At 64.2% G+C, this 20,460-nt stretch carries 17 protein-coding genes; 9 read left to right on the top strand and 8 right to left on the bottom strand.

The features are described 5' to 3' along the window. The first annotated feature begins 57 nt into the window (after nt 1-57). A complete protein-coding gene (gene ligA / locus P3G66_RS06640; protein WP_003944697.1) occupies nt 58-2,160 on the top strand; it encodes an NAD-dependent DNA ligase LigA in 2,103 nt (700 codons plus the stop codon). Nucleotides 2,161-2,207: 47 nt separating this feature from the next. Next, on the top strand, nt 2,208-2,696 hold the full coding sequence (locus tag P3G66_RS06635) for a GNAT family N-acetyltransferase (RefSeq protein ID WP_003944764.1): 489 nt from the start codon (nt 2,208-2,210) through the stop codon (nt 2,694-2,696). A gap of 13 nt (nt 2,697-2,709) precedes the next feature. Here P3G66_RS06635 and P3G66_RS06630 read toward each other — a convergent pair whose 3' ends face one another. Then, nucleotides 2,710-3,360 (bottom strand): amino acid-binding protein, encoded by a 651-nt coding sequence (locus P3G66_RS06630; RefSeq protein WP_276116328.1) that lies wholly within the window; start codon nt 3,358-3,360, stop codon nt 2,710-2,712. A 280-nt stretch (nt 3,361-3,640) separates the two neighbouring features. Between P3G66_RS06630 and gatC the strand changes: the two genes are divergently transcribed. After that, a complete protein-coding gene (gene gatC, locus P3G66_RS06625) occupies nt 3,641-3,940 on the top strand; it encodes an Asp-tRNA(Asn)/Glu-tRNA(Gln) amidotransferase subunit GatC (RefSeq protein WP_003944747.1) in 300 nt (99 codons plus the stop codon). Then, a complete protein-coding gene (gene gatA / locus P3G66_RS06620) occupies nt 3,937-5,415 on the top strand; it encodes an Asp-tRNA(Asn)/Glu-tRNA(Gln) amidotransferase subunit GatA (protein ID WP_276116327.1) in 1,479 nt (492 codons plus the stop codon). Before gatC ends, gatA begins: the two co-directional genes overlap by 4 nt. 57 nt (nt 5,416-5,472) lie before the next feature. Here gatA and P3G66_RS06615 read toward each other — a convergent pair whose 3' ends face one another. Beyond that, nucleotides 5,473-6,873, bottom strand: a complete 1,401-nt coding sequence (locus P3G66_RS06615) for an alpha/beta-hydrolase family protein (protein ID WP_050655134.1) — start codon at nt 6,871-6,873, stop codon at nt 5,473-5,475. Further along, nucleotides 6,870-7,544 (bottom strand): hypothetical protein, encoded by a 675-nt coding sequence (locus P3G66_RS06610; RefSeq protein ID WP_070162265.1) that lies wholly within the window; start codon nt 7,542-7,544, stop codon nt 6,870-6,872. The genes P3G66_RS06615 and P3G66_RS06610 overlap by 4 nt, the downstream gene beginning before the upstream one ends. Nucleotides 7,545-7,708: 164 nt before the next feature. On the opposite strand from P3G66_RS06610, the gene P3G66_RS06605 reads away from it, so the two are divergent. The 4 genes from P3G66_RS06605 to gatB all read left to right on the top strand — a co-directional run bounded on the left by P3G66_RS06605 (nt 7,709) and on the right by gatB (nt 12,339). After that, the gene (locus tag P3G66_RS06605) at nt 7,709-8,983 is read left to right on the top strand and encodes a histidine kinase (RefSeq protein ID WP_070162231.1); all 1,275 of its coding nucleotides are present in this window, start codon (nt 7,709-7,711) and stop codon (nt 8,981-8,983) included. 9 nt (nt 8,984-8,992) lie between these two features. Further along, nucleotides 8,993-9,655, top strand: coding sequence for a response regulator transcription factor (locus P3G66_RS06600; protein WP_007729374.1), 663 nt, complete (start codon nt 8,993-8,995; stop codon nt 9,653-9,655). A gap of 115 nt (nt 9,656-9,770) precedes the next feature. Then, complete coding sequence (locus P3G66_RS06595; RefSeq protein WP_019747919.1) at nt 9,771-10,802, top strand: ATP-dependent 6-phosphofructokinase; 1,032 nt, start codon at nt 9,771-9,773, stop codon at nt 10,800-10,802. A 25-nt stretch (nt 10,803-10,827) separates the two neighbouring features. After that, on the top strand, nt 10,828-12,339 hold the full coding sequence (gene gatB / locus P3G66_RS06590; RefSeq protein ID WP_003944692.1) for an Asp-tRNA(Asn)/Glu-tRNA(Gln) amidotransferase subunit GatB: 1,512 nt from the start codon (nt 10,828-10,830) through the stop codon (nt 12,337-12,339). An 88-nt stretch (nt 12,340-12,427) separates the two neighbouring features. Here gatB and P3G66_RS06585 read toward each other — a convergent pair whose 3' ends face one another. Both P3G66_RS06585 and P3G66_RS06580 read right to left on the bottom strand, forming a co-directional pair. Next, nucleotides 12,428-13,474 carry an NAD(P)-dependent alcohol dehydrogenase gene (locus tag P3G66_RS06585; RefSeq protein WP_276116326.1) on the bottom strand — a complete coding sequence of 349 codons (1,047 nt, stop codon included), beginning with the start codon at nt 13,472-13,474 and terminating at the stop codon, nt 12,428-12,430. 126 nt (nt 13,475-13,600) lie between these two features. Beyond that, nucleotides 13,601-14,731, bottom strand: coding sequence for a PQQ-dependent sugar dehydrogenase (locus P3G66_RS06580; RefSeq protein WP_003944688.1), 1,131 nt, complete (start codon nt 14,729-14,731; stop codon nt 13,601-13,603). Between the two features lie 90 nt (nt 14,732-14,821). On the opposite strand from P3G66_RS06580, the gene P3G66_RS06575 reads away from it, so the two are divergent. Then, entirely contained in the window at nt 14,822-15,649 is an 828-nt protein-coding gene (locus P3G66_RS06575; protein WP_003944742.1) for a DoxX family protein, read from the top strand. Between the two features lie 68 nt (nt 15,650-15,717). Here the strand turns inward: P3G66_RS06575 and P3G66_RS06570 are convergent, their stop codons facing one another. The 3 genes from P3G66_RS06570 to P3G66_RS06560 form a co-directional block, all read right to left on the bottom strand. Further along, nucleotides 15,718-17,253: an amino acid permease gene (locus P3G66_RS06570; protein ID WP_003944693.1), complete on the bottom strand. Its 1,536-nt coding sequence runs from the start codon at nt 17,251-17,253 to the stop codon at nt 15,718-15,720. A gap of 768 nt (nt 17,254-18,021) precedes the next feature. After that, on the bottom strand, nt 18,022-19,863 hold the full coding sequence (ilvD, locus tag P3G66_RS06565) for a dihydroxy-acid dehydratase (protein ID WP_007729361.1): 1,842 nt from the start codon (nt 19,861-19,863) through the stop codon (nt 18,022-18,024). Nucleotides 19,864-19,935: 72 nt separating this feature from the next. Beyond that, nucleotides 19,936-20,457: a PH domain-containing protein gene (locus P3G66_RS06560; protein ID WP_030535410.1), complete on the bottom strand. Its 522-nt coding sequence runs from the start codon at nt 20,455-20,457 to the stop codon at nt 19,936-19,938. Nucleotides 20,458-20,460: the final 3 nt, after the last annotated feature.

The following is a 20,460-nucleotide window of genomic DNA, read 5'->3' as shown; positions in this document are numbered from 1 at the left end:
GTGCGTTCCGATGTGGAGTCGTGTGGTGTGTCGGTGTGAACCGATAATCTTCTAGCTGTGACTGAAACCGCGGATGCAATGCAGCCAGCGCCCAACGAGGCGCGCGAGCAGTGGACGGAGCTGGCCGAAGAGGTACGCCAGCATCAGTTCCGCTACTACGTTCGTGATGCGCCCGTCATTTCGGACGGTGCATTCGACACATTGCTCGGGCAGCTCAATGCTCTCGAAGAGCAGTACCCGGATCTGCGAACTCCCGACTCTCCGACGCAACTCGTCGGTGGCGGATTCGCGACGGACTTCACGTCCGTCGACCACCTCGAGCGGATGCTCAGCCTCGACAACGTCTTCGACGAGTCGGAGCTCCGAGCATGGATCGCCAAGGTAGAGCAGGAAACCGGGCCGGAACTGCACTATCTCTGTGAAGTGAAAATCGATGGTGTCGCCCTCAATCTCGTCTACGAGAACGGCAAACTCGTTCGTGCCGCAACCCGCGGTGACGGTCGTACGGGCGAGCTGGTCACGCTCAACGCTCTGACGATCAACGACATCCCGGAGCGCCTTACCGCCACGGACGAGTACCCGATTCCGAGCCTGCTCGAGGTGCGTGGCGAGGTGTTCTTCCGCCTCGAGGACTTCGCAGCACTCAATGCCTCCCTGGTGGAGGAGGGGAAGGCGCCGTTCGCCAATCCGCGCAACTCCGCGGCGGGCTCCCTGCGTCAGAAGAATCCTGCCGTCACCGCGCGTCGCCGCCTCGGAATGATCTGCCACGGGTTCGGGCGCATGGAAGGTTTCGAGCCGGCCTCGCAGTACGACGCCTACGTGGCCCTCGCCGCCTGGGGTCTGCCGGTGTCCACGCACACCTCACGGGTGGTCGGCGCCGACGCCGTGGTCGAGAAGATGAAGTACTGGGGAGAACACCGCCACGACGTCGAGCACGAGATCGACGGGTTGGTGGTCAAGGTCGACGAGATGTCGTTACATCGACGTCTGGGCACCACGTCGCGCGCACCACGGTGGGCTATCGCGTACAAGTACCCGCCGGAAGAGGTCACGACCAAGCTCCTCGACATCCGGGTCAGTGTCGGACGTACGGGTCGTGTGACGCCGTTCGCGTACATGGAACCCGTCACGGTGGCGGGTTCCACTGTGTCCTTGGCCACGCTGCACAACGGCTCGGAGGTCAAGCGCAAGGGTGTGCTGATCGGCGACACCGTGGTGTTGCGCAAGGCCGGAGACGTCATCCCCGAGGTTCTCGGTCCCGTGGCAGACGTTCGTGACGGTACCGAGCGCGAGTTCGTCATGCCGACACATTGTCCCGAATGCGGCACGTTGTTGGCACCCGCGAAAGAGGGCGACGTCGACGTGCGATGCCCCAATCAGCAGTACTGCCCGGCGCAGTTGCGCGAGCGCGTGTTCCACGTCTCGGGGCGCGGTGCATTCGACATCGAGGTGCTCGGTTACGAGGCCGCGACCGGGCTGTTGGAGGCGAAGGTCATCGGCGACGAGGGCGATCTCTTCTCACTCGACGCCGAGAAACTGATCGAAGTTCCGATCTTCCGCACCAATGCGGGATCCCTGTCCGCCAACGGAAAACGCTTGCTGGCCAACCTGGATTCGGCCAAGGACAAGCCGCTGTGGAGAGTGCTTGTGGCACTGTCGATTCGGCACGTCGGCCCCACTGCCGCGAGGGCGTTGGCCGGCGAATTCGGCTCGCTGCAACGCATTCGGGAAGCCTCGGTCGACGAGTTGGCTGCAGTGGACGGCGTCGGATCGACTATCGCCGCCGCCGTCGTGGAGTGGTTCTCCGTCGACTGGCATCAGCAGATCGTCGACAAGTGGGCGTCGGCCGGAGTACGCATGGAGGACGAACGCGACGATTCGATTCCGCGCAATCTCGAGGGCCTCTCGATCGTCGTCACCGGTTCGCTCGAGACCTACTCGCGTGATCAGGCGAAGGAAGCGATTCTGGTGCGCGGCGGTAAGGCGGCAGGGTCGGTCTCGAAGAAGACTGCGTTTGTCGTCGTCGGTGAAGCGCCCGGTTCCAAGCACGACAAGGCGGTCGAATTGGGTGTGCCGGTGCTCGACGAAGACGGCTTCCGGCGGTTGCTCGAAGATGGCCCGGATGCGGTCGCTCCCACCGATTTGGACGAACCAGAGTGACTTTGTCCGATTTCTGAGATTGGTGTGCTGGGTGCGATAGTGACGCCATGATCGAGATTCGTGAAGTTCTACCGGCTGAGTTCGAGACCGTCGGGGAGCTGACTGTGCAGTCGTACGTGGGTGGCGGATTTGTCGCCGGCGGATCGCCGTACGCGGAGCGCCTGCGAGACACCGCAACTCGGGTGGAGCAGGGCCGGGTGCTGGTTGCGGTTCTCGGTGACGAAGTCGTGGGCTCGTTGACGATCGCAGAACCCGGCACGCCCTTCGCGGATGTTGCGCAGAAGGGCGAACTCGAGTTCCGCATGCTCGCAGTCTCGCCGCAAGCTCGGGGATCGGGCGCCGGAACCGCATTGGTTCGCGCAGTGATCGCCGAAGCCTACGACCGCGGCGATCACTCGGTGGTCATCTCGACGCAGCCCGAGATGGTCGATGCCCGTCGTATCTACGACCGCAACGGTTTCGTCCCCGATCCCGAGCGGGCGTGGGAGCCGATTCGCGGTATGGAACTGACCGTCATGGTGCGCGGCCTGGCCTGATCAGCCAGCCTGGTCAACCCAGTACCGTCGCCACGATTCCTGCGAGGTAGCCGAGGCGGGCTATCTCCGAAGGGCGGAATTCGGGCCCACCGGGACGACCGAGCATGAGGACTCGATTGCCCGAGCCGAGAGGTGCGGCAGCGAGGCTGGTGTTCATGTCGCGCCATACGTCCGGAACCCAGTCGGCCTCGCCGTCGAGGGCGGTGGGCTTGTCCAGTGGCATCCACGGAATGTCGGTGGCGTGGGTTTCCGGCGCGCCGGCGCTACCGACGACGCGGTACGCACCGTGCTTGCCGATGTCCGCGACGACGCACCAGCCGACTCGCAGTACACGCGGCGCGCCGTCGACGAGGACCTGTAGTCGATCGCTTCGGGCCGTCGCAACGGAATCTATGAGTTCGAGCTCACGGTGAGTGTCGAGAATCCCGGCGTAGGGGCGGATCGAATCGACCAGCACGTCCGGTAGATGCTCGGCAGCGGTGATCAAGGTGTCGGGCAGCGCGCCCGGTTCGACGTCGACCACGAGGTCGTCGATGGCAAAACCGTCACCTCGTTCCACGACGTCGAGGGAGAGGATGTCTGCGCCCACGGATCCGAGAGCTACGGCGAGCGCGCCGAGGCTGCCTGGTCGATCGGGCAGTTGGACGCGAAGCAGGTACGACACGTGCGTGCCTTTCGCTGATCGGTTCTCGCCCGGATCACGTCGACCCGGGCCTGACTCATCTTTGCACTTGCCCAACCTGCGATGGTGGGCGCCGCGGCGGCGTCACGCCGGATGCACATGCTTGTCACACGAGCGAAACACACCGCGGGCATCCGGCGTGGCGATCGACACAGTGAGCGTGCTCGTCGTTCGATACAGCAGGCGTGCCTACAGGTCTGTCGCGGCGAGCAACTAGGCTGGACCGGCAATGTTCACGTCCTCTTCCGAAAGGGGCCCCGCGGTGCCTGCCATCTCCCGTGACGAGGTCGCGCACCTCGCGCGGCTGTCCAGACTCGCCCTGTCCGATGCCGAACTCGACGAGTTCGCCGGTCAGTTGGATTCGATTCTCAACCACGTCAAGGTGGTCACCGAGGTTGCGGCCGACGACGTCCCGCCCATGGCGAATCCCAATGCCGTCACCAACGTGACGCGCCCCGACGTGATCGTGCCCGGGTTGACCCCCGAGCAGGCATTGTCCGGAGCACCCGCAGTCGAACAGGATCGCTTTGCGGTTCCGCAGATCCTTGGAGAGGGCGAATGACCGATCTGACCACGCTGGACGCCGCTGAGCTGGCCGGCAAGATCCACTCGCGTGAGGTGTCCTCCGTAGAGGTCACGCAGGCGCATCTCGACCGCATCGCGGCCGTCGACACCGAGTACCACGCCTTCCTGCACGTTGCAGGCGAACAGGCTCTCGAAGCCGCCGCAGCAGTGGACAACTCGCTCGCACGCGGAAACGAACCCGCTTCGGCACTCGCTGGCGTTCCGATCGCGTTGAAGGACATCTTCACCACGACGGACATGCCGACCACCTGTGCGTCGAAGATTCTCGAAGGCTGGGTCGCGCCGTACGACGCGACTCTGACGTCCAAGCTGCGCGCTGCCGGCATCCCGATCCTCGGCAAGACGAACCTCGACGAGTTCGCGATGGGCTCTTCGACCGAGAACTCGGCCTTCGGCCCGACGCGTAACCCGTGGGACGTCACCCGCATCCCCGGTGGCTCGGGCGGCGGCAGTGCGGCTGCGCTCGCGTCCCGTCAGGCCCCGCTGGCCATCGGCACTGACACCGGCGGTTCGATCCGTCAGCCCGCTGCGGTCACCGCGACGGTCGGAACCAAGCCGACGTACGGAACCGTCTCGCGCTTCGGACTCGTCGCGTGCGCGTCCTCGCTCGATCAGGGCGGCCCCTGTGGTCGCACCGTGCTCGACACCGCTCTGCTGCACGAGGTCATCGCCGGACACGATCCGCGTGACTCCACGTCCATCGACGCCCCCGTGCGTCCGGTCGTCGCCGCCGCACGCGAAGGTGCAAACGGCGACCTGCGCGGCGTCAAAGTCGGTGTGGTCAAGGAACTTCACTCCGACAGCTACCAGCCCGGCGTCATCGCTTCCTTCGATGCTGCCGTCGAGCAGCTCAAGGCACTCGGTGCCGAGGTTGTCGAGGTCTCGTGCCCGAGCTTCGAGCACGCGCTCGCGTCGTACTACCTGGTGCTGCCCAGTGAGGTCTCGTCCAACCTGGCCCGCTTCGACGCCATGCGCTACGGACTGCGTGTCGACGACGGCAACATGAGTGCCGACCAGGTCATGGCGGCAACCCGCGCCGCTGGTTTCGGTCCGGAGGTCAAGCGCCGCATCATGATCGGTACCTACGCACTGTCCTCGGGATACTACGACGCCTACTACGGTTCGGCGCTCAAGGTCCGTACGCTCATCGCGCGCGATTTCGACAAGGCCTACGAGAAGGTGGACGTACTGGTCTCGCCGACCAGCCCGTTCACGCCGTGGAAGTTGGGGGAGAAGGTCGGCGATCCGTTGGCCATGTACCTCTCCGACCTGTGCACGCTGCCGACCAACCTGGCCGGACACTGCGCGATGTCGGTCCCATCGGGTCTGTCCGCGGACGACAACCTGCCGGTGGGCTTGCAGATCATGGCGCCCGCCATGGCTGACGAGCGCCTCTACCGTGTCGGTGCGGCCTACGAAGCTGCACGCGGCCCGATCGCGACTGCAGTCTGACCTGTTTGCTGTGCGCCTTTATCAACCCCCCGCGGTTAATAAAGGCGCACAGCAGTTTCAGGAGCAAGTCCTCAGGGCCGTCCCCTGATCGGTTCCGTAGCGATGGCCGTGACCGGCGGGGACACCGAGCGAACCGAGCATGTCGACGGTGGTCTGCAAGAACGTGACACCCGGGATCCACTGCGGGATCGGTGCATCTTGCACGGCACGGCTCAGATCCGGTTTCTGTGTCGCGAGGGCAGGCGACCACCACACCACCGGGTCGGAAGTGTTCGCTAGGACGGTTGCGCCGTCCGTTCGTGTCGCGCCGGCCGGGGGACCTGCCCACAACACGTCGCACGCGGTGGTGGGACTGCCCTCGGACAAAGCCTCGGTCAGTGCGGCGCTGCCGCCGACGGCGCCGAGGCTCTGTCCGTAGAGGAACAGGTCCGGTCGATCCTCGGCGGGCATAGCGGCAATGTGGCTGCCGACGGCGGTGAACAGAGCGGTTGCCGATTCTTCGGCGTCGTCGCGACTGAACAGGAATGTCGCCCAACTGGGTGCGTCGGAGTATTGCTGCCCGACTATTGCGACGTCGCCGCCGAACCGTTGCTCGATACCGTCGACTGCATGCGTGTCGATCCACCCCGATCCGGTCGGAACGGCCACTACGACGCTGTTGCGGGCAAAGCCGCCGACGCGATCGAGTTCGCTCACCGCGAGAGCGGCACGTGATGCAGTGTCGGGTGCCGAATCCAAACCGGCGTAGACACGCACCGAGTCTTCGCCTGCTGCGACGAATTTGCGTCCCTCCGCCCCCATCGACGTCCACGAGATGAGAGATTCGGGGCTGCCTGACACAGAGGCCGAAAGTGGCTGTGTCAGAGCAGTGTCGATGTACGCGTTGGACTTGTCGAACGAATCGGCGAGGCCGTTCCACACGACGGGACCGACTACCAACTGCACCCCGAGAACACCCATGACCAGTGCGCCGACGCTCCGCGCGAAACCCATCCACCGCAGCGCCTTCGAAATTCCGATCCCGATGCCCCAGAGACCAAGTGCGGTCAGTGCTGCAATGCAACCCGCCTCCGCCCAGTGGAGAAGTCCGGCAGACGGTGCGCCCATCGCCGCTCGCAACGAGTTCTGCCAACCGGCGGCGGCGAACATCGCAACTGCGGTGCCGGCAGTCGACAACCCGAACGCGGTGATGCGCCAATGGCGTTCGTCGAATCGGGCCTTGACCCGGTCGGGGACGAGCCGACGGGCTACCGCGGAGAACGCCCACATCGCCAGTAGTCCGGCCGCGACGAGCAGACCGCTGAACACCCCTTGTAGTACGGCTGATCGCGGCAGGAGTCCGGGAGCCAGCGAGATGGCGGACATCGCTGCCACGGCGACGCTCGTGGACACGCGGGGGAGTGCGAGCGCCCCGACTCGGGCGAGGACGGGGGTCCGTGACGCATTCAGAACGCTCATGCTGCAATCGCTTTCGGGGAGTAGGAGAACTCGTTCGACGGGTCGAGGCGCCGCGATCGCATCAGGGTGAAGCCGAAGGCGGAGACTGCCAGAACACCGGCCGTGCCGTAACCGAATCCCGATTCCGCGACCGGCGTCAGATAGCTTTGGCGCCAGGAGTTTCCGTTCACAGCCGTGACGGCTACATCGGCCATCGCGAAGCAATACCCTCGTGAGAGAAAGGACGTGCGGTCTTCACACGCGGCATGCATTCGCTGGTCGAGCTGACCGTCGAGGACCTGACGTGCCCACGGCCCCAGTTCCGTTCCGTGCGAATGCGCGTAGCGGAGTAGGTCGTAGCCGAGATCGTGCGCTTTGCAGGCCGAGTCGAATTCGTCGGGAAGTGGGACCGGCGACGAGCAGTCGCCGTGGGGATTGGCGAGGTATCCGTCGACGACGGCGGGGGTGTAACCGGCGAATGCCGCAAAGTCCGCCGGGATGGTGGTCGCAGCGTCAGCGGCATCCGCAGTAGTCACGGTGGCGATCGCCCTGGATGCGTTCGAATTCTCGGTGCGCGGCGACTGGGCTCCGCTCGCTCCGGCAGTGGCCGTGATCGCTGCCGTTGCAGCCAGCGCCAGGGCAGCCAAGGTGCCGGCGCTTCGAGAGATGTCTTTCACCCGTGTGATCCGCATGCCGTTCACGCTATGAACGGACAATCCTGGCGGTCATCGCTCTGTGGAGGGGTTCTCCGACGCGCATTCGGGTGAGAATTCCCTCCCCTGTGATACCTCGGAGGTAGGGGGATCTCACTCTGCAGTATGAGGACTTTCGGGGTTCGCCTTCATAGGCTTGACGAGTGATCAAGGTCCGTAGGAAGAACAAGGGTGCACCGGATGTGCCCGCGCCGACATACGCCACCGCCGGGTCGATGCTGTCCGGCCTCGACGGGGTGGTCGTTCATTCGGAGAAAGTGCGCCGGGCAACCAGTTTCGTGGCCCGCGGTCAGTTCTGGAACATAGTCATCGTAGCGATCACTCTGATCCTCTATTCGATTGCCTGGCCGACACTGCAACTGACGCATCATGTTTCGCCGCCGATCATGCCCTTCGTCGCCGCGTTGGCTGCATTTCCGTTCGTCCTGATCCGGATCAACGCACCGTTGGGGTGGGCGGTGTCGGCGGTCTCGGCGCTGATCATCCCGTTGGTGTTCGACAACACTCCCGGTTACGACTACCCGTGGCAGGTCGTCCACATCATCGTGCTGATGTCGTTGCTGGCCGCAGTGAGTCTGCGGGCGCCCATGCAGGTTGTCGGTGTCGCCTGGATCGCCACGGTGCTGCTCTTTCTCGGCAACGCCCCTGGAAGCGACGGCGCCGGTTGGGCTGTCGGACTGAGTGCCCTGGTCGTCTTCTGCCTGTTGATCCGCTGGTTGGTTCTCTCACGCCGCCAGTTGGCCAAGCAGGAGGAAGTCAGCGAACTCGAACGCACTCGACGCACGATCCTCGAGGAGAAGGCGCGGATCGCCCGCGACTTGCACGACATCGTGGCCCACCACATGTCGATGGTGGTCGTGCAAGCTCAGAGTGCGCCGTACAGACTCGATGCAGTCACTCCGGAGATCCGAACCGAATTCGAATCGATAAGTGAGACAGGGCGAGCAGCGCTCAACGAGATTCGTGGTCTCCTCGGAGTGCTGCGCAGCGACGGGGACCCCATGGTGACAGCTCCGCAACCGGGCGTCGACCAGTTGGACGAACTGTTGCTCGGCAGTACTCGTGCCGGTTTGCCGGTGTCGTGGCGAGTCGACGGTGATCGAGCGTCGGTCTCGGAATCCACGGGCCTTGCGCTCTACCGGATCATTCAGGAGTCGATCACCAACGCGGCCAGGCATTCGCCAGGCGGACCCATCGAGGTCGCCGTGGCATTCGGTCCGCAATCGGTGAGCGCGCTCGTGAACAACGGACCTTCGCCATTGGGTGGCAATCAGCACTCGGCGTCGGAAACCACTGGTGGCAACGGAATCCGCGGAATGCGAGAGCGGGCTTCGGCGGTGGGCGGCATGCTGCTGGCAAACCGGCGACAGGACGGAGGGTTCGAGGTCCGGGCCGAGTTGCCGTCGATGCCCGCCTAGGCTGTCCGAGTGCCCATCACAGTATTCATCGCAGACGACCAGGCGATGGTTCGACAAGGGTTCGGAGCCCTACTCTCCGCCCAGCCCGACATCAGCGTGATCGGCGATGCGCCGGACGGCAAGATCGCCGTCGCCGAGGTCGCGCGATTGCGTCCGGATGTGGTCTTGATGGATGTTCGCATGCCCGAGATGAACGGACTCGACGCTGCCCGCCAGATTCTGTCCGCCGGATGGGAACCGCCGGTGCGAGTCCTCATGCTCACCACTTTCGACATCGACGACTACGTCTACGAGGCACTGAGCGTCGGGGCGAGCGGTTTCATGCTCAAGGACGCACCGGCTGAGGAGCTGATTCGGGCGGTACGCGTCGTTGCCGAAGGGCAGGCCTTGCTGGCGCCGACGGTGACTCGGCGTCTGATTGCCGATGTGACCAGCCGGCGGGCGGCCCCGCGCGCACGGCCCGCAGCGCTGGACGCCCTGACCCCGCGTGAGCGCGAGGTCCTCGAACTGATCGCCCGCGGATTGTCCAACGTCGAGATCGCCGAGCGGCTGTTCGTCGCCGAGCAGACCGTCAAGACCCATGTCGGAAAGGTGCTGTCGAAGCTCGATCTGCGCGATCGCGCCCAGGCAGTCGTGTTGGCGTACGAAAGCGGGCTCGTCACGCCGGGTTAGGGGTCCCGTGCGGCGCGGCGTTGCGGCTCGGCAACGCCGCTATCCTGCGGCAATGCCGTGACTGGGGGAAGATGGACACCAAGATCCACAATCCGGTCACGAGAGGTGCTGCACTATGCGAATCGGAATCCTCACGGGCGGCGGCGACTGCCCGGGCTTGAACGCGGTCATCCGCGCCGTCGTACGTACGTCGGCCGGTCGTTACGGCAGTACCGTGGTCGGATTCCGGGACGGCTGGCGAGGATTGCTCGAGGACCGCAAGGTCCCGCTCGACTCCGATGACCGCATCAACCGCATCCTCACCCGCGGCGGCACGATCCTCGGCACCGCTCGCGTGAACCCCGACAAACTCCGTGCGGGCCTCGATCAGATCAAGCAGACTCTCGACGACAACGGGATCGACGTCCTGATCCCGATCGGCGGCGAAGGCACTCTCACCGCGGCCAGTTGGCTTTCCGAGAGTGGCGTACCCGTGATCGGTGTGCCCAAGACGATCGACAACGACATCGACTGCACTGACGTGACTTTCGGTTTCGACACCGCCTTGGCTGTCGCCACCGACGCCATCGACAGGCTCCACACCACGGCCGAATCGCACCAGCGCGTCATGCTCGTCGAGGTCATGGGCCGGCATGCGGGCTGGATCGCGCTGCAGGCCGGACTGGCGTCGGGGGCACACCTGACTCTGGTTCCGGAACAGCCGTTCGACGTCGACGAGGTGTGCGCGATGGTCAAGAAGCGCTTCCAGCGTGGCGACTCCCACTTCATCTGCGTCGTGGCTGAAGGTGCGATGCCCGATCCCGCGTCGATGACTCTGCGCGAAGGTGGCATAGACGAGTTCGGCCACAAGATCTTCACCGGTGTCGCGCAGCAGCTCGGAAACGAGATCGAGCGCCGGATCGGCAAGGAAGTTCGCACCACCGTCCTCGGGCACATTCAGCGCGGTGGCACCCCGACGCCGCACGACCGCATCCTCGCCACTCGCTTCGGTGTTCATGCCACCGACGCAGCTCACCGCGGAGATTTCGGTCAGATGGTCGCGTTGCACGGAACGTCCATCGACCTCGTTCCGCTCGCCGAGGCGACCCGCAAACTCAAGACGGTGCCCAAGGAGCGCTACGAGGAGGCAGCCGCATTCTTCGGCTGAGCCGCAGACGCATAAACTGATCACCATGACTGCTGTCGATGCGCCCGACATCCTCGATTACGACGAAGTACTGACCAAGTACGAGCCTGTGATGGGTATGGAGGTGCACGTAGAACTCGGCACCGCGACCAAGATGTTCTGCCCGTGCCCCACTGAGTTCGGTGCCGAACCCAATACCCAGGTGTGCCCGGTCTGTCTGGGCCTGCCCGGTTCGTTGCCGGTGGTGAACGCAGCCGCTGTCGAGTCCGCGATCCGGATCGGCCTTGCGCTCAACTGCTCCATCACGCCGTGGGGCCGATTCGCACGCAAGAACTACTTCTACCCGGATCAGCCGAAGAACTACCAGATCTCCCAGTACGACGAGCCGATCGCAACCGAGGGATACCTCGACGTGATCCTCGACGACGGCACGACGTGGCGCGTCGAGATCGAGCGCGCCCACATGGAGGAGGACACCGGTAAGTCCCTCCACGTGGGTGGCGCTACCGGTCGTATCCACGGTGCCAGCCATTCGCTGCTCGACTACAACCGTGCGGGCGTTCCCTTGGTGGAGATCGTCACCAAGACCATCCACGGTGCCGGTGAGCGCGCCCCCGAGGTTGCTCGCGCGTACGTCACGGCGCTTCGTGATCTGCTGAAGTCCCTCGACGTCTCCGACGTCCGCATGGACCAGGGATCGATGCGCTGCGACGCCAACATCTCCCTCATGCCGATCGGTTCCACCGAACTGGGGACCCGCACCGAGACCAAGAACGTCAACTCCCTCAAGAGCGTCGAGGTCGCAGTTCGCTACGAAATGCGCCGTCAGGCAGCAGTTCTCGACGCCGGCGGTGAGGTCATCCAGGAGACCCGCCATTTCCAGGAAGGCGACGGCACCACCGCCGCGGGACGCCGGAAGGAAACGGCCGAGGACTACCGCTACTTCCCGGAACCGGATCTCGAGCCCGTCGCTCCGAGCGCCGAGTGGGTCGAAGAACTGCGCGGTACCTTGCCGGAGCTTCCCTGGATTCGCCGTGCGCGGATCCAGAAGGACTGGGGAATCTCCGACGAGGTCATGCGCGACCTCGTCAATGCCGGTGCCATCGATCTGGTGATCGCGACCACCGAGGCCGGTGCTTCGCCCGAGGCAGCGCGCTCCTGGTGGCTGTCCTACCTGTCACAGCAGGCGAACACCCGTGGCGTCGAACTCGGTGCTCTGCCGATCACCCCGGCGCAGGTTGCGCAGGTCGTAGCTCTCATCGACAGCGGCAAGCTCAACAACAAAGTGGCTCGCCAGGTCGTCGATCACGTCCTCGACGGCGAGGGTGACCCGGAGCAGGTTGTCGCGGCCCACCCGGAGTTGGTCGTCGAACGTGACGAAACCAAGCTCAAGGCGGCCGTCGACGAGGCACTCGCGGCCAACCCCGACATTGCGGACAAGATTCGCAGTGGCAAGGTGCAGGCCGCCGGAAAGATCGTCGGCGACGTCATGAAGGCCACTCGTGGACAGGCAGACGCGGCTCGTGTGAAGGAACTTGTCATCGAGGCGTGCAGCTAGCGCACACTGAATTTCTGACACTGATGCCCGGCCGAATCGAATTCGGCCGGGCATCAGTGTTTTTCGCTGTCGTTTTGCCGCTGTCGGTCTACAGACCAGGGACCACAACCGCGCGGCCGCTGAGCGTTCCGGCGGCTAGTCGTCGATACGCTTCGGCGCCGTTGTCGAGACTGAAGGTCTCCACCGCGATGTCGAAGATGCCGGCGTGCGCCAGGTCGATCAATTCGATCAGCTCGTTGCGGGCACCCCAGTACGGAACTGTCACCGAAGCCTCGTAAGGACTTTGGAAGAACCCGACTTTGGCATGGGCCTGCCCGTCGCCGATCCCGACGATCGTGACGTCCGATCCGACGCCGGCGACAGCCATCGCGGTGTCGATGGTGGGCTGATAGCCGACGAAGTCGAGAACCAGTGCGGCGCCCTGACTTCCGGTGATCCTGCGGACGTTCTCGGCCGCGTCCTTGTCGGACAGAACCACTTCGTGAGCGCCTACCTTGGTTGCCAGTTCGAGCTTTTCCGCGCTCACGTCGAGTGCGATAACGGTTGCTGCCGAGAGGTGGCGGAGGAGTTGGATGGCGACATGGCCGAGACCGCCGGTACCGATGACGACGGCGTACGAGCCACCGCGAAGTTTCGGCAGTGAACGCTTGATCGCGTGATACGGAGTCAGACCGGCGTCGGTCAGCGGCACCGTCTTGACCGGGTCGAGGTCGCCGATCGGGACGAGGTGGCGAGGTGAATCGACGATCATGAATTCGGCCAACGCGCCGGGTGCACCGAGACCAGGAGGATTGATGCCGAGTTCTTTTGCCCGAGAACAGTAGTTTTCGAGTCCTTGCGAGCAGTGCCAACAGCTGCCACAGCCCCAGGGTCCGTAGACGACGACATTGGTTCCGATGTCGAGTCCTTCGACGCCCTCGCCGACGGCCGCGACCCGGCCGGCGCCTTCGTGGCCGAGCGTGAGAGGAAGGCCGTAAGTGTACTGCTCTTCGGGCAGGCTCATGATGAAGTCGTCCGAGTGGCAGACGCCGGCAGCGGTGACTTCCAGGAGCACTTCACCTGGACCGGGCTCGGGTTTGGGAATCTCCGTGAGTTCGGGTTCTGCGCCGATTCTCGTGTACTGGATTGCCTTCATACCGACTCCTTTGTCGTGGTTGGCCAACCGGTCCTGGCAAATGCGTGGTGTTTAGCCCCGCTAACAAAAGAGTACGCATCTGTGCATGTTCGGTCACGGGATCCGTGACCGAACAGACATGGCTGCTCAGTCGATCCCGCCGCTGCCACTCGGCATCGGGATCTTGACCACCTTGTCGTCGTTCGGACCCGGCTCGCCCGCGGTTTTGTTTATCGTGCTCGCCCACATCAAACCGTCGGATCCGAGTGCCAATCCGCCCAGCTGGCCGTACGTGTCTTTCGCCACTGCCGACGGCGCGGTCGTGACGGCACCTGTTCCTGGATCTGCGGCCAGCGCCGAGATCGCTTTGCCGGCCCCCAGCGCGACAGCTACCACTCCCTGCGCCGCGATGCACCCGCCGACTCCGGGTCGGTCGGGCCACGTCCACGCGGGGGATGTCACCGTGCCGTCGGCGCCGACGCGTTGGAGGCGATCCTCGAGAGTGGTTCGGTCCGTGACCCACGTCGCGATTCCCGGATCGACGCACACGCCGCCGCCGTTTCCGATTCCGGACAGAACAACTTCCGGGCGAGGCGGCGCAGCGTTGGGTGTCAGCGATCGGACCCGCAAGAGTTTCCCCGCCAACGAGGCGGGATCCTGAGCAACCGCGGGGTTTCCGGTATCGCCTGTCAGAACCATGAGCTGGTCCGGGGCCGCGAACTCCAGTGACCCGCCGTTGCCGCTCGCGCCGCGCGGGATTCCACCGAGTACTTCCTTGGCGGTGTCACCCGGAGCGATGCGGACCACCCGGTTGTCCGTTCCGGTGGTGACGTAGGCATAGATCAGGTTGTCTTCGACAAACGTGGGGGAGAGTGCGATGTCGAGCAGGCCGCCGTCACCGCTGCCGTCGACGTCGATCTTGGCTACCTCGACCGGTGTCGTGTTGGGAGCTACCTGCATGATCCGGCCGGTCCGCCGTTCGGCGACCAGTCCGGAGTTCCCGTCCGGGAGTGTGACGAGCCCACCCGTGGTGTCGAGACAGGTTGCGATCACGGCGGTGTCGGCATCCTGACACGGTCCGAGGGGGCCGGTCCGCGGCGCCGGCGGCGTGGTCGACGGCGGCGGGTTCTCCGGCTGCACTTCCGCGCTGGCCTGGTTGGTCGGTTCGGGTGTGAACGGCGAGGCAGTCGATTCGTCGAAGTCGGCGCAACCTGCGAGCAACGATGTCCCGAGCACCAGCGCCAGTGCGCCCAGCGCTGCATGCCTACCCGTAGTCATGCCCAAGACGTTACGTAATGCACGGCAGATGCCGCCACGCCGGACCAAGGTTCCCCGTCGAGTTCGTGAATCGGTCATAGGCTCACCTACGTGACTGACGAGCGAAAAGATCCCAGCGAGTTGTCGGATGCGGACAAGCCGACGGGCAATGTGTCCAGTCCGTATGATTCGCCCACCGAACAATTTCCGACGGTGAGCGCCAAGAATCCGTTGCCGCGGACCGACGACGATCTCGATTTCGGTTCCACGAACGCCAACTCCCTGACCGAACAGATACCGACATACCGAGCACCTGGCGCGGATCAGCCGACCGTGGCTCTCGAGCGTGAGACGGCGTACGACGCTCCGATCGCCGCCGTCCCCACCGCCGAAGCCGTGGCAGGTACAACTGAGTCTCCGCGGGGCCGAGGCACTCTCGACCTCGGGTTGCTTGCACTGCGATTGGCCGTCGGTGGAACTGCGTTGGTGCACGGTCTGCAGAAGTTGACCGGTATCTGGAACGGGCCGGGGCTGAACGGGTTCGAGTCGATGCTGGCGGACGCCGGGTTCCAGCAGGCGAAGTGGATGGCGATACTCGGCGCCGTCGGTGAAGTCGCAGGTGGCGCCCTCCTGATCCTCGGGTTGCTGACTCCCGTTGCGGCAGCGTCGGTTCTGGCGGTGATGATCAATGCGTGGGCGCTGCGTCAGGCGAGCGCACCCGGCCTGGAGTACTTCGCCCCGGCCGGGACCGAGTACGAGATGCTGCTCGGAATCTGTGCGGGCGTCATCATTTTGACGGGACCAGGTCGTATTGCGCTCGACGGTCGTCGTGGCTGGGCAACTCGTCCGTTTATCGGATCGCTCGTGGTTTTGATCCTCGGTATCGCTGCCGGCGTCTGCACCTGGATCTTCCTGAACGGTGCCAATCCGCTCATCTGAAACTCGCGCCGTCGAACAAACGAACCGCCGCTCTCCGAATCGGAGAGCGGCGGTTCGTTTGTGAAGGATCAGTCCTTGACGAGTACCGGGTCGGCGTTCGCGGACGGGATGGCCGTTCCGTCCTTGAGCTTGCGACCGAGGACCGACTTGCGGTGACCGTAGGCGAAGTACACGAGCACACCGATGGCCATCCAGACGAGGAACCGGATCCAGGTCTCGACCGAGAGGTTGAGCATCAGCCAACCGCAGGCGAGCACGGCGACGATCGGAACGAACGGCACCAGCGGGACGCGGAATCCGCGCGGCAGGTCGGGGCGGGTGCGGCGAAGGACGATGACACCGACACAAACCAGGACGAAGGCGAACAGCGTTCCGATGTTGACCATCTCTTCGAGCGTGCCCATGGGGAAGAACGCTGCCAGGACGGCAACGATGCCACCGACGATCAACGTGATGCGCATCGGGATGCCCTTGGCGTTGGTCTTGGCCAGGCTGCGCGGCATGAGGCCGTCACGGGACATGGCGAAGAGGACGCGGGTCTGGCCGAGCATCATGACCATGACAACTGTCGTGAGGCCGGCCAGGCCACCGAAGTTGATGGCGGTTTGTGCCCAACCGATGCCGTTGGCCTCGAATGCGGTTGCGAGGGTGGCGCTGGAATCGCCGACCAACGGACTGCCGTCCTTGAGTTCGGTGTACTTGACCATGCCGGTCAGTACGAGCGTGACGGCAACGTAGAGAACCGTGACGATGGCGAGCGAGCCGAAGATTCCTCGCGGCAACGACTTCTGCGGGTTCTTGGTTTCCTCGGCGGTGGTGGCGACGACGTCGAAACCGATGAAGGCAAAGAACACGAGGCTGGCGGCTGCGAGCAATCCGTAAGCGCCGTAGCTACTTCCGCCTGCGCCGGTCAGCCAGGAGAACAAGGTCTGATGGATTCCGCTTGCAGAACTCTCGGTTCCTTCGGACGGCGGGATGAAGGGGGAGTAGTTCTCCTTCTTGATGTAGAACGCGCCCACGACGATGACGAGCAGGACTACTGCGATCTTGATAGCGGTGATGATTGCGGAGACTCGCGAGGAAACCTTGGTGCCGATCGCGAGGATCAGCGTGATCGCGCCGATGATGAGCAGAGCGCCCCAGTCGAAGCTGATCGACCCGATGTGGGCGGTGGTGCTTCCGCTGGCCCCGATGACGTTGCCGAGGTACAGCGACCAGCCCTTGCCGACGACGGCGGAGGCGAGAGCGAACTCGAGAATGAGGTCCCAGCCGATGATCCAGGCGGCGAACTCCCCGAACGTGGCGTAGGAGAACGTGTATGCGCTGCCTGCGACGGGGACGGTGGAGGCGAACTCCGCGTAACACAGCGCGGCGAGGCCACAGGCGATGGCAGCGAGAACGAATGCCAGTGAAATGGAGGGTCCTGCGACATTGCCTGCGGTTCGAGCAGTCAGCGTGAAGATGCCTGCGCCGATGACGACGGCGACTCCGAATACCGTGAGGTCCTTCGCGGTCAGTTCCTTCTTGAGCTTTGTCTCAGGCTCGTCGGTGTCCGCGATCGATTGCTCGACGGATTTGGTGCGCCATATGCCGACTCCGGGCATGTATTGCTCCTTGGTTGTTTCCCGTCGACCTTGTGGGTGACGGGCGGTGGCTGACTGTCGTCGTTGTGATGTGCGTCTCAGCGACCTGATGAGGGAACCACTGGTGAGCGCCGTGTGCAAGTCAGCTCGCTCGAACTGACCGAAATGATCACCTGACTGAAAGTCATCCCCCCTCATGTATCTGAATTGATCAGCTGGTGTCTGGAACCCTACGTCCAAGTGAATTCGCTCACGAGCCGGACGCGCGATTCGGTCTGAAATGTCTGATAGCTCATATCGTCCCGTTGGTGCTCCGCGTGTCGCCCGGTTATTCGGTACCTGTCGGTCGGTCTTGCTGTCGATGAGTTGCACTGTCGCTGTACCAGCACGTCCCATTTCACCCGTATCTGGGCGACAGGCGAGAGGACCACCGCGTACCTGGTTCCGGTCGAGCGTCGATCACGCGTCGTGGCAGAGTGTGTCGGCGACGGGATGATCGGATTGGGTTGTGGTTCAAGCTCATACAACACCGGAGGAAGTATGGCGTGTTCGGACGCAGTCGGTCCCGCGTTCTTCTCCGAGGTGACATGAACCCGACTCTGTCGACCCTCTGCCGTGGCCCGTTGGCGAGCATTCTCGTGGAGCTGAGTTGGTTGCCGCACGTCCGACTGCCCGAAAACCTTGTGTGACTGTCACATCGGCTACGCGCGTCTCGAGCCGCACGCACGCTTACAGAAAAGATCCCCGGCCGAAAGGCGGCCGGGGATCTTTTTCGATTCGTGGCAGAACTTACGGAACGTAGCGAACCGCGCCCTTGTCGGCGGACGTTGCCAGAGCGGCGTAGGCGCGCAGTGCTGTCGTCACGGTGCGCTGACGATCGACCGGCTGCCACGGGCGCTCCGAGGCCTCCATCTTCGCGCGTCGCTCGGCGAGGACGTCGTCGTCGACCAGGATCTCGAGCGTGCGCGAGGCGACGTCGATGCGAACCTGATCGCCGTTCTGGACGAGACCGATGATTCCGCCTGCAGCAGCCTCAGGGGAGATGTGACCGATGGACAGCCCGGAAGTTCCGCCCGAGAAACGACCGTCGGTGATCAGTGCGCATTCCTTACCGAGGCCTGCGCCCTTGAGGAAGGCAGTGGGGTGCAGCATTTCCTGCATGCCGGGGCCGCCCTTGGGGCCTTCGTAACGCACGACGAGAACGTCGCCGGCCTTGATCTTCTTCTGCAAGATGACCGAGACGGCTTCTTCTTGGGATTCGACGACGAGCGCCGGGCCCTGGAAGGAAAACAGTTCCTCGTCGATGCCGGCCGTCTTGAGGATTGCGCCGTCGAGTGCGATGTTGCCGCGCAGGACAACCAAGCCGCCTTCGACGGTGTAGGCGTTCTCGACGTCGCGGATACAGCCGCCGGCCGCATCGGTGTCGAGGGCAGACCAACGGTTGTCCGTGGAGAACGGTTCGATGGTGCGCACGCCGCCGGGAGCCGCGTGGAAGAGTTCGATTGCCTCGTCGGTTGCCTTGCCGGAGCGGATGTCCCAGTCGTCGAGCCACTGGTCGAAGCTCTTGGTGTGCACGGTGGACACGTCGGTTTCGAGGAGTCCGCCGCGGCGAAGCTCACCGAGCAGGGCGGGGATTCCGCCGGCGCGGTGGACGTCTTCCATGTGGTAGTCCGAGTTGGGAGAGACCTTGGACAGGCACGGAACCTTTCGGCTGATCGCGTCGATGGTGTCGAGGTCGAAGTCGACCTCGCCTTCCTGCGCCGCAGCCAGCGTGTGCAGGACGGTGTTGGTGGAACCGCCCATGGCGACGTCGAGAGCCATCGCGTTGCGGAACGCTGCCGGGGTCGCGATGTTGCGTGGCAGCACCGACTCGTCGCCGTCGCGGTAGTACTTGAGGGCAGCCTCGACCACAGTGGTGCCCGCACGAGAGAAGAGTGCGTGACGAGCCTTGTGAGTTGCCAGCGTGGAGCCGTTGCCCGGCAATGCGAGGCCGAGGGCCTCCGTCAGGCAGTTCATGGAATTGGCGGTGAACATTCCGGAGCAGGACCCGCATGTCGGGCACGCGCTGCGCTCGACCTCGTCGAGGCCCTCGTCGGACACGGCATCGTTGGCAGAGGCGGAGATCGCGGTGATGAGGTCGGTGGGGGCTTGGGCCACGCCGCCGACGACCACTGCCTTACCGGCCTCCATCGGACCACCGGAGACGAAGACGGTCGGGATGTTCAGACGCATCGCAGCGTTGAGCATGCCGGGAGTGATCTTGTCGCAGTTGGAGATACACACCAGTGCGTCGGCTGTGTGGGCGTTTGCCATGTACTCGACCGAGTCGGCGATTATCTCGCGGCTCGGGAGCGAGTAGAGCATTCCGCCGTGGCCCATTGCGATGCCGTCGTCGACTGCGATGGTGTGGAACTCACGAGCGACGCCGCCGGCCGCACTGATGGCCTCGGCAACGATCTCGCCCACGTTCTTGAGATGCACGTGGCCGGGTACGAACTGGGTGTACGAGTTCGCTACGGCGACGATCGGCTTTCCGAAGTCGGAATCCGTCATTCCTGTGGCGCGCCACAGGGATCGGGCTCCGGCAGCATTACGTCCGATGGTGGTGGTGCGTGACCTCAACGGGGGCATGGGCGTGTTCCTTATGTGATCGTTGCTGGTCCACTCAAATAGAAGCGAGGGCCTTTCAACGCTACTCGCGTGCTACGGGCGCTTCTCTTCGGGCTGGTCCTGTGTGTTCTCGGCGACCTCGGATTCTGCTTCTGCTTCTGCAGCTGCTTCTTCCTCTTCGGCTTCCTTGGCGGCGAAGGCTTCTGCGGCAGATGCATAGGGATCGGTGATGCGGCCACCGCTGGCGATCGCGATCTCGGGAAGCCTGACGAAGCTGACCGCAGGCAGGGTCACCTCGGTTCCGTCGGTGAGTTCCGCGCGCGCCCAACTCCGCTTCGGGAAGCGGAAACCCTTGACGTCGTCCCAGGCGAGGGTGCGCTTGGAGAACGTCGAGCGGACCTCGAGGCCGTCAGGGCTGACGGTGGTGCGCAGTCGCGCGACGAGATAGACGGCGATGATCGGAAGGATCAGCAACCAGCTGAAGGCGACGGGCCACCCGAAGATCGGGAAGCTGACCGCGAACAGAAGGAACGCGCACGCCATGTAAGCGAGCTGCGAAATGCGGATGACGTGCCGAAGTGGTTTCGGCGTGTGGGATGATTGAGCCGGTGGCACGGG

Origin of the sequence: Rhodococcus sp. C3V (assembly GCF_029269915.1) — a bacterium.
Taxonomy (GTDB): Bacteria; Actinomycetota; Actinomycetes; order Mycobacteriales; family Mycobacteriaceae; genus Rhodococcus_F; species Rhodococcus_F qingshengii.
The sequence above is the reverse complement of the archived record's forward strand: the minus strand, read 5'-3'. Positions and strand labels throughout refer to the sequence as shown.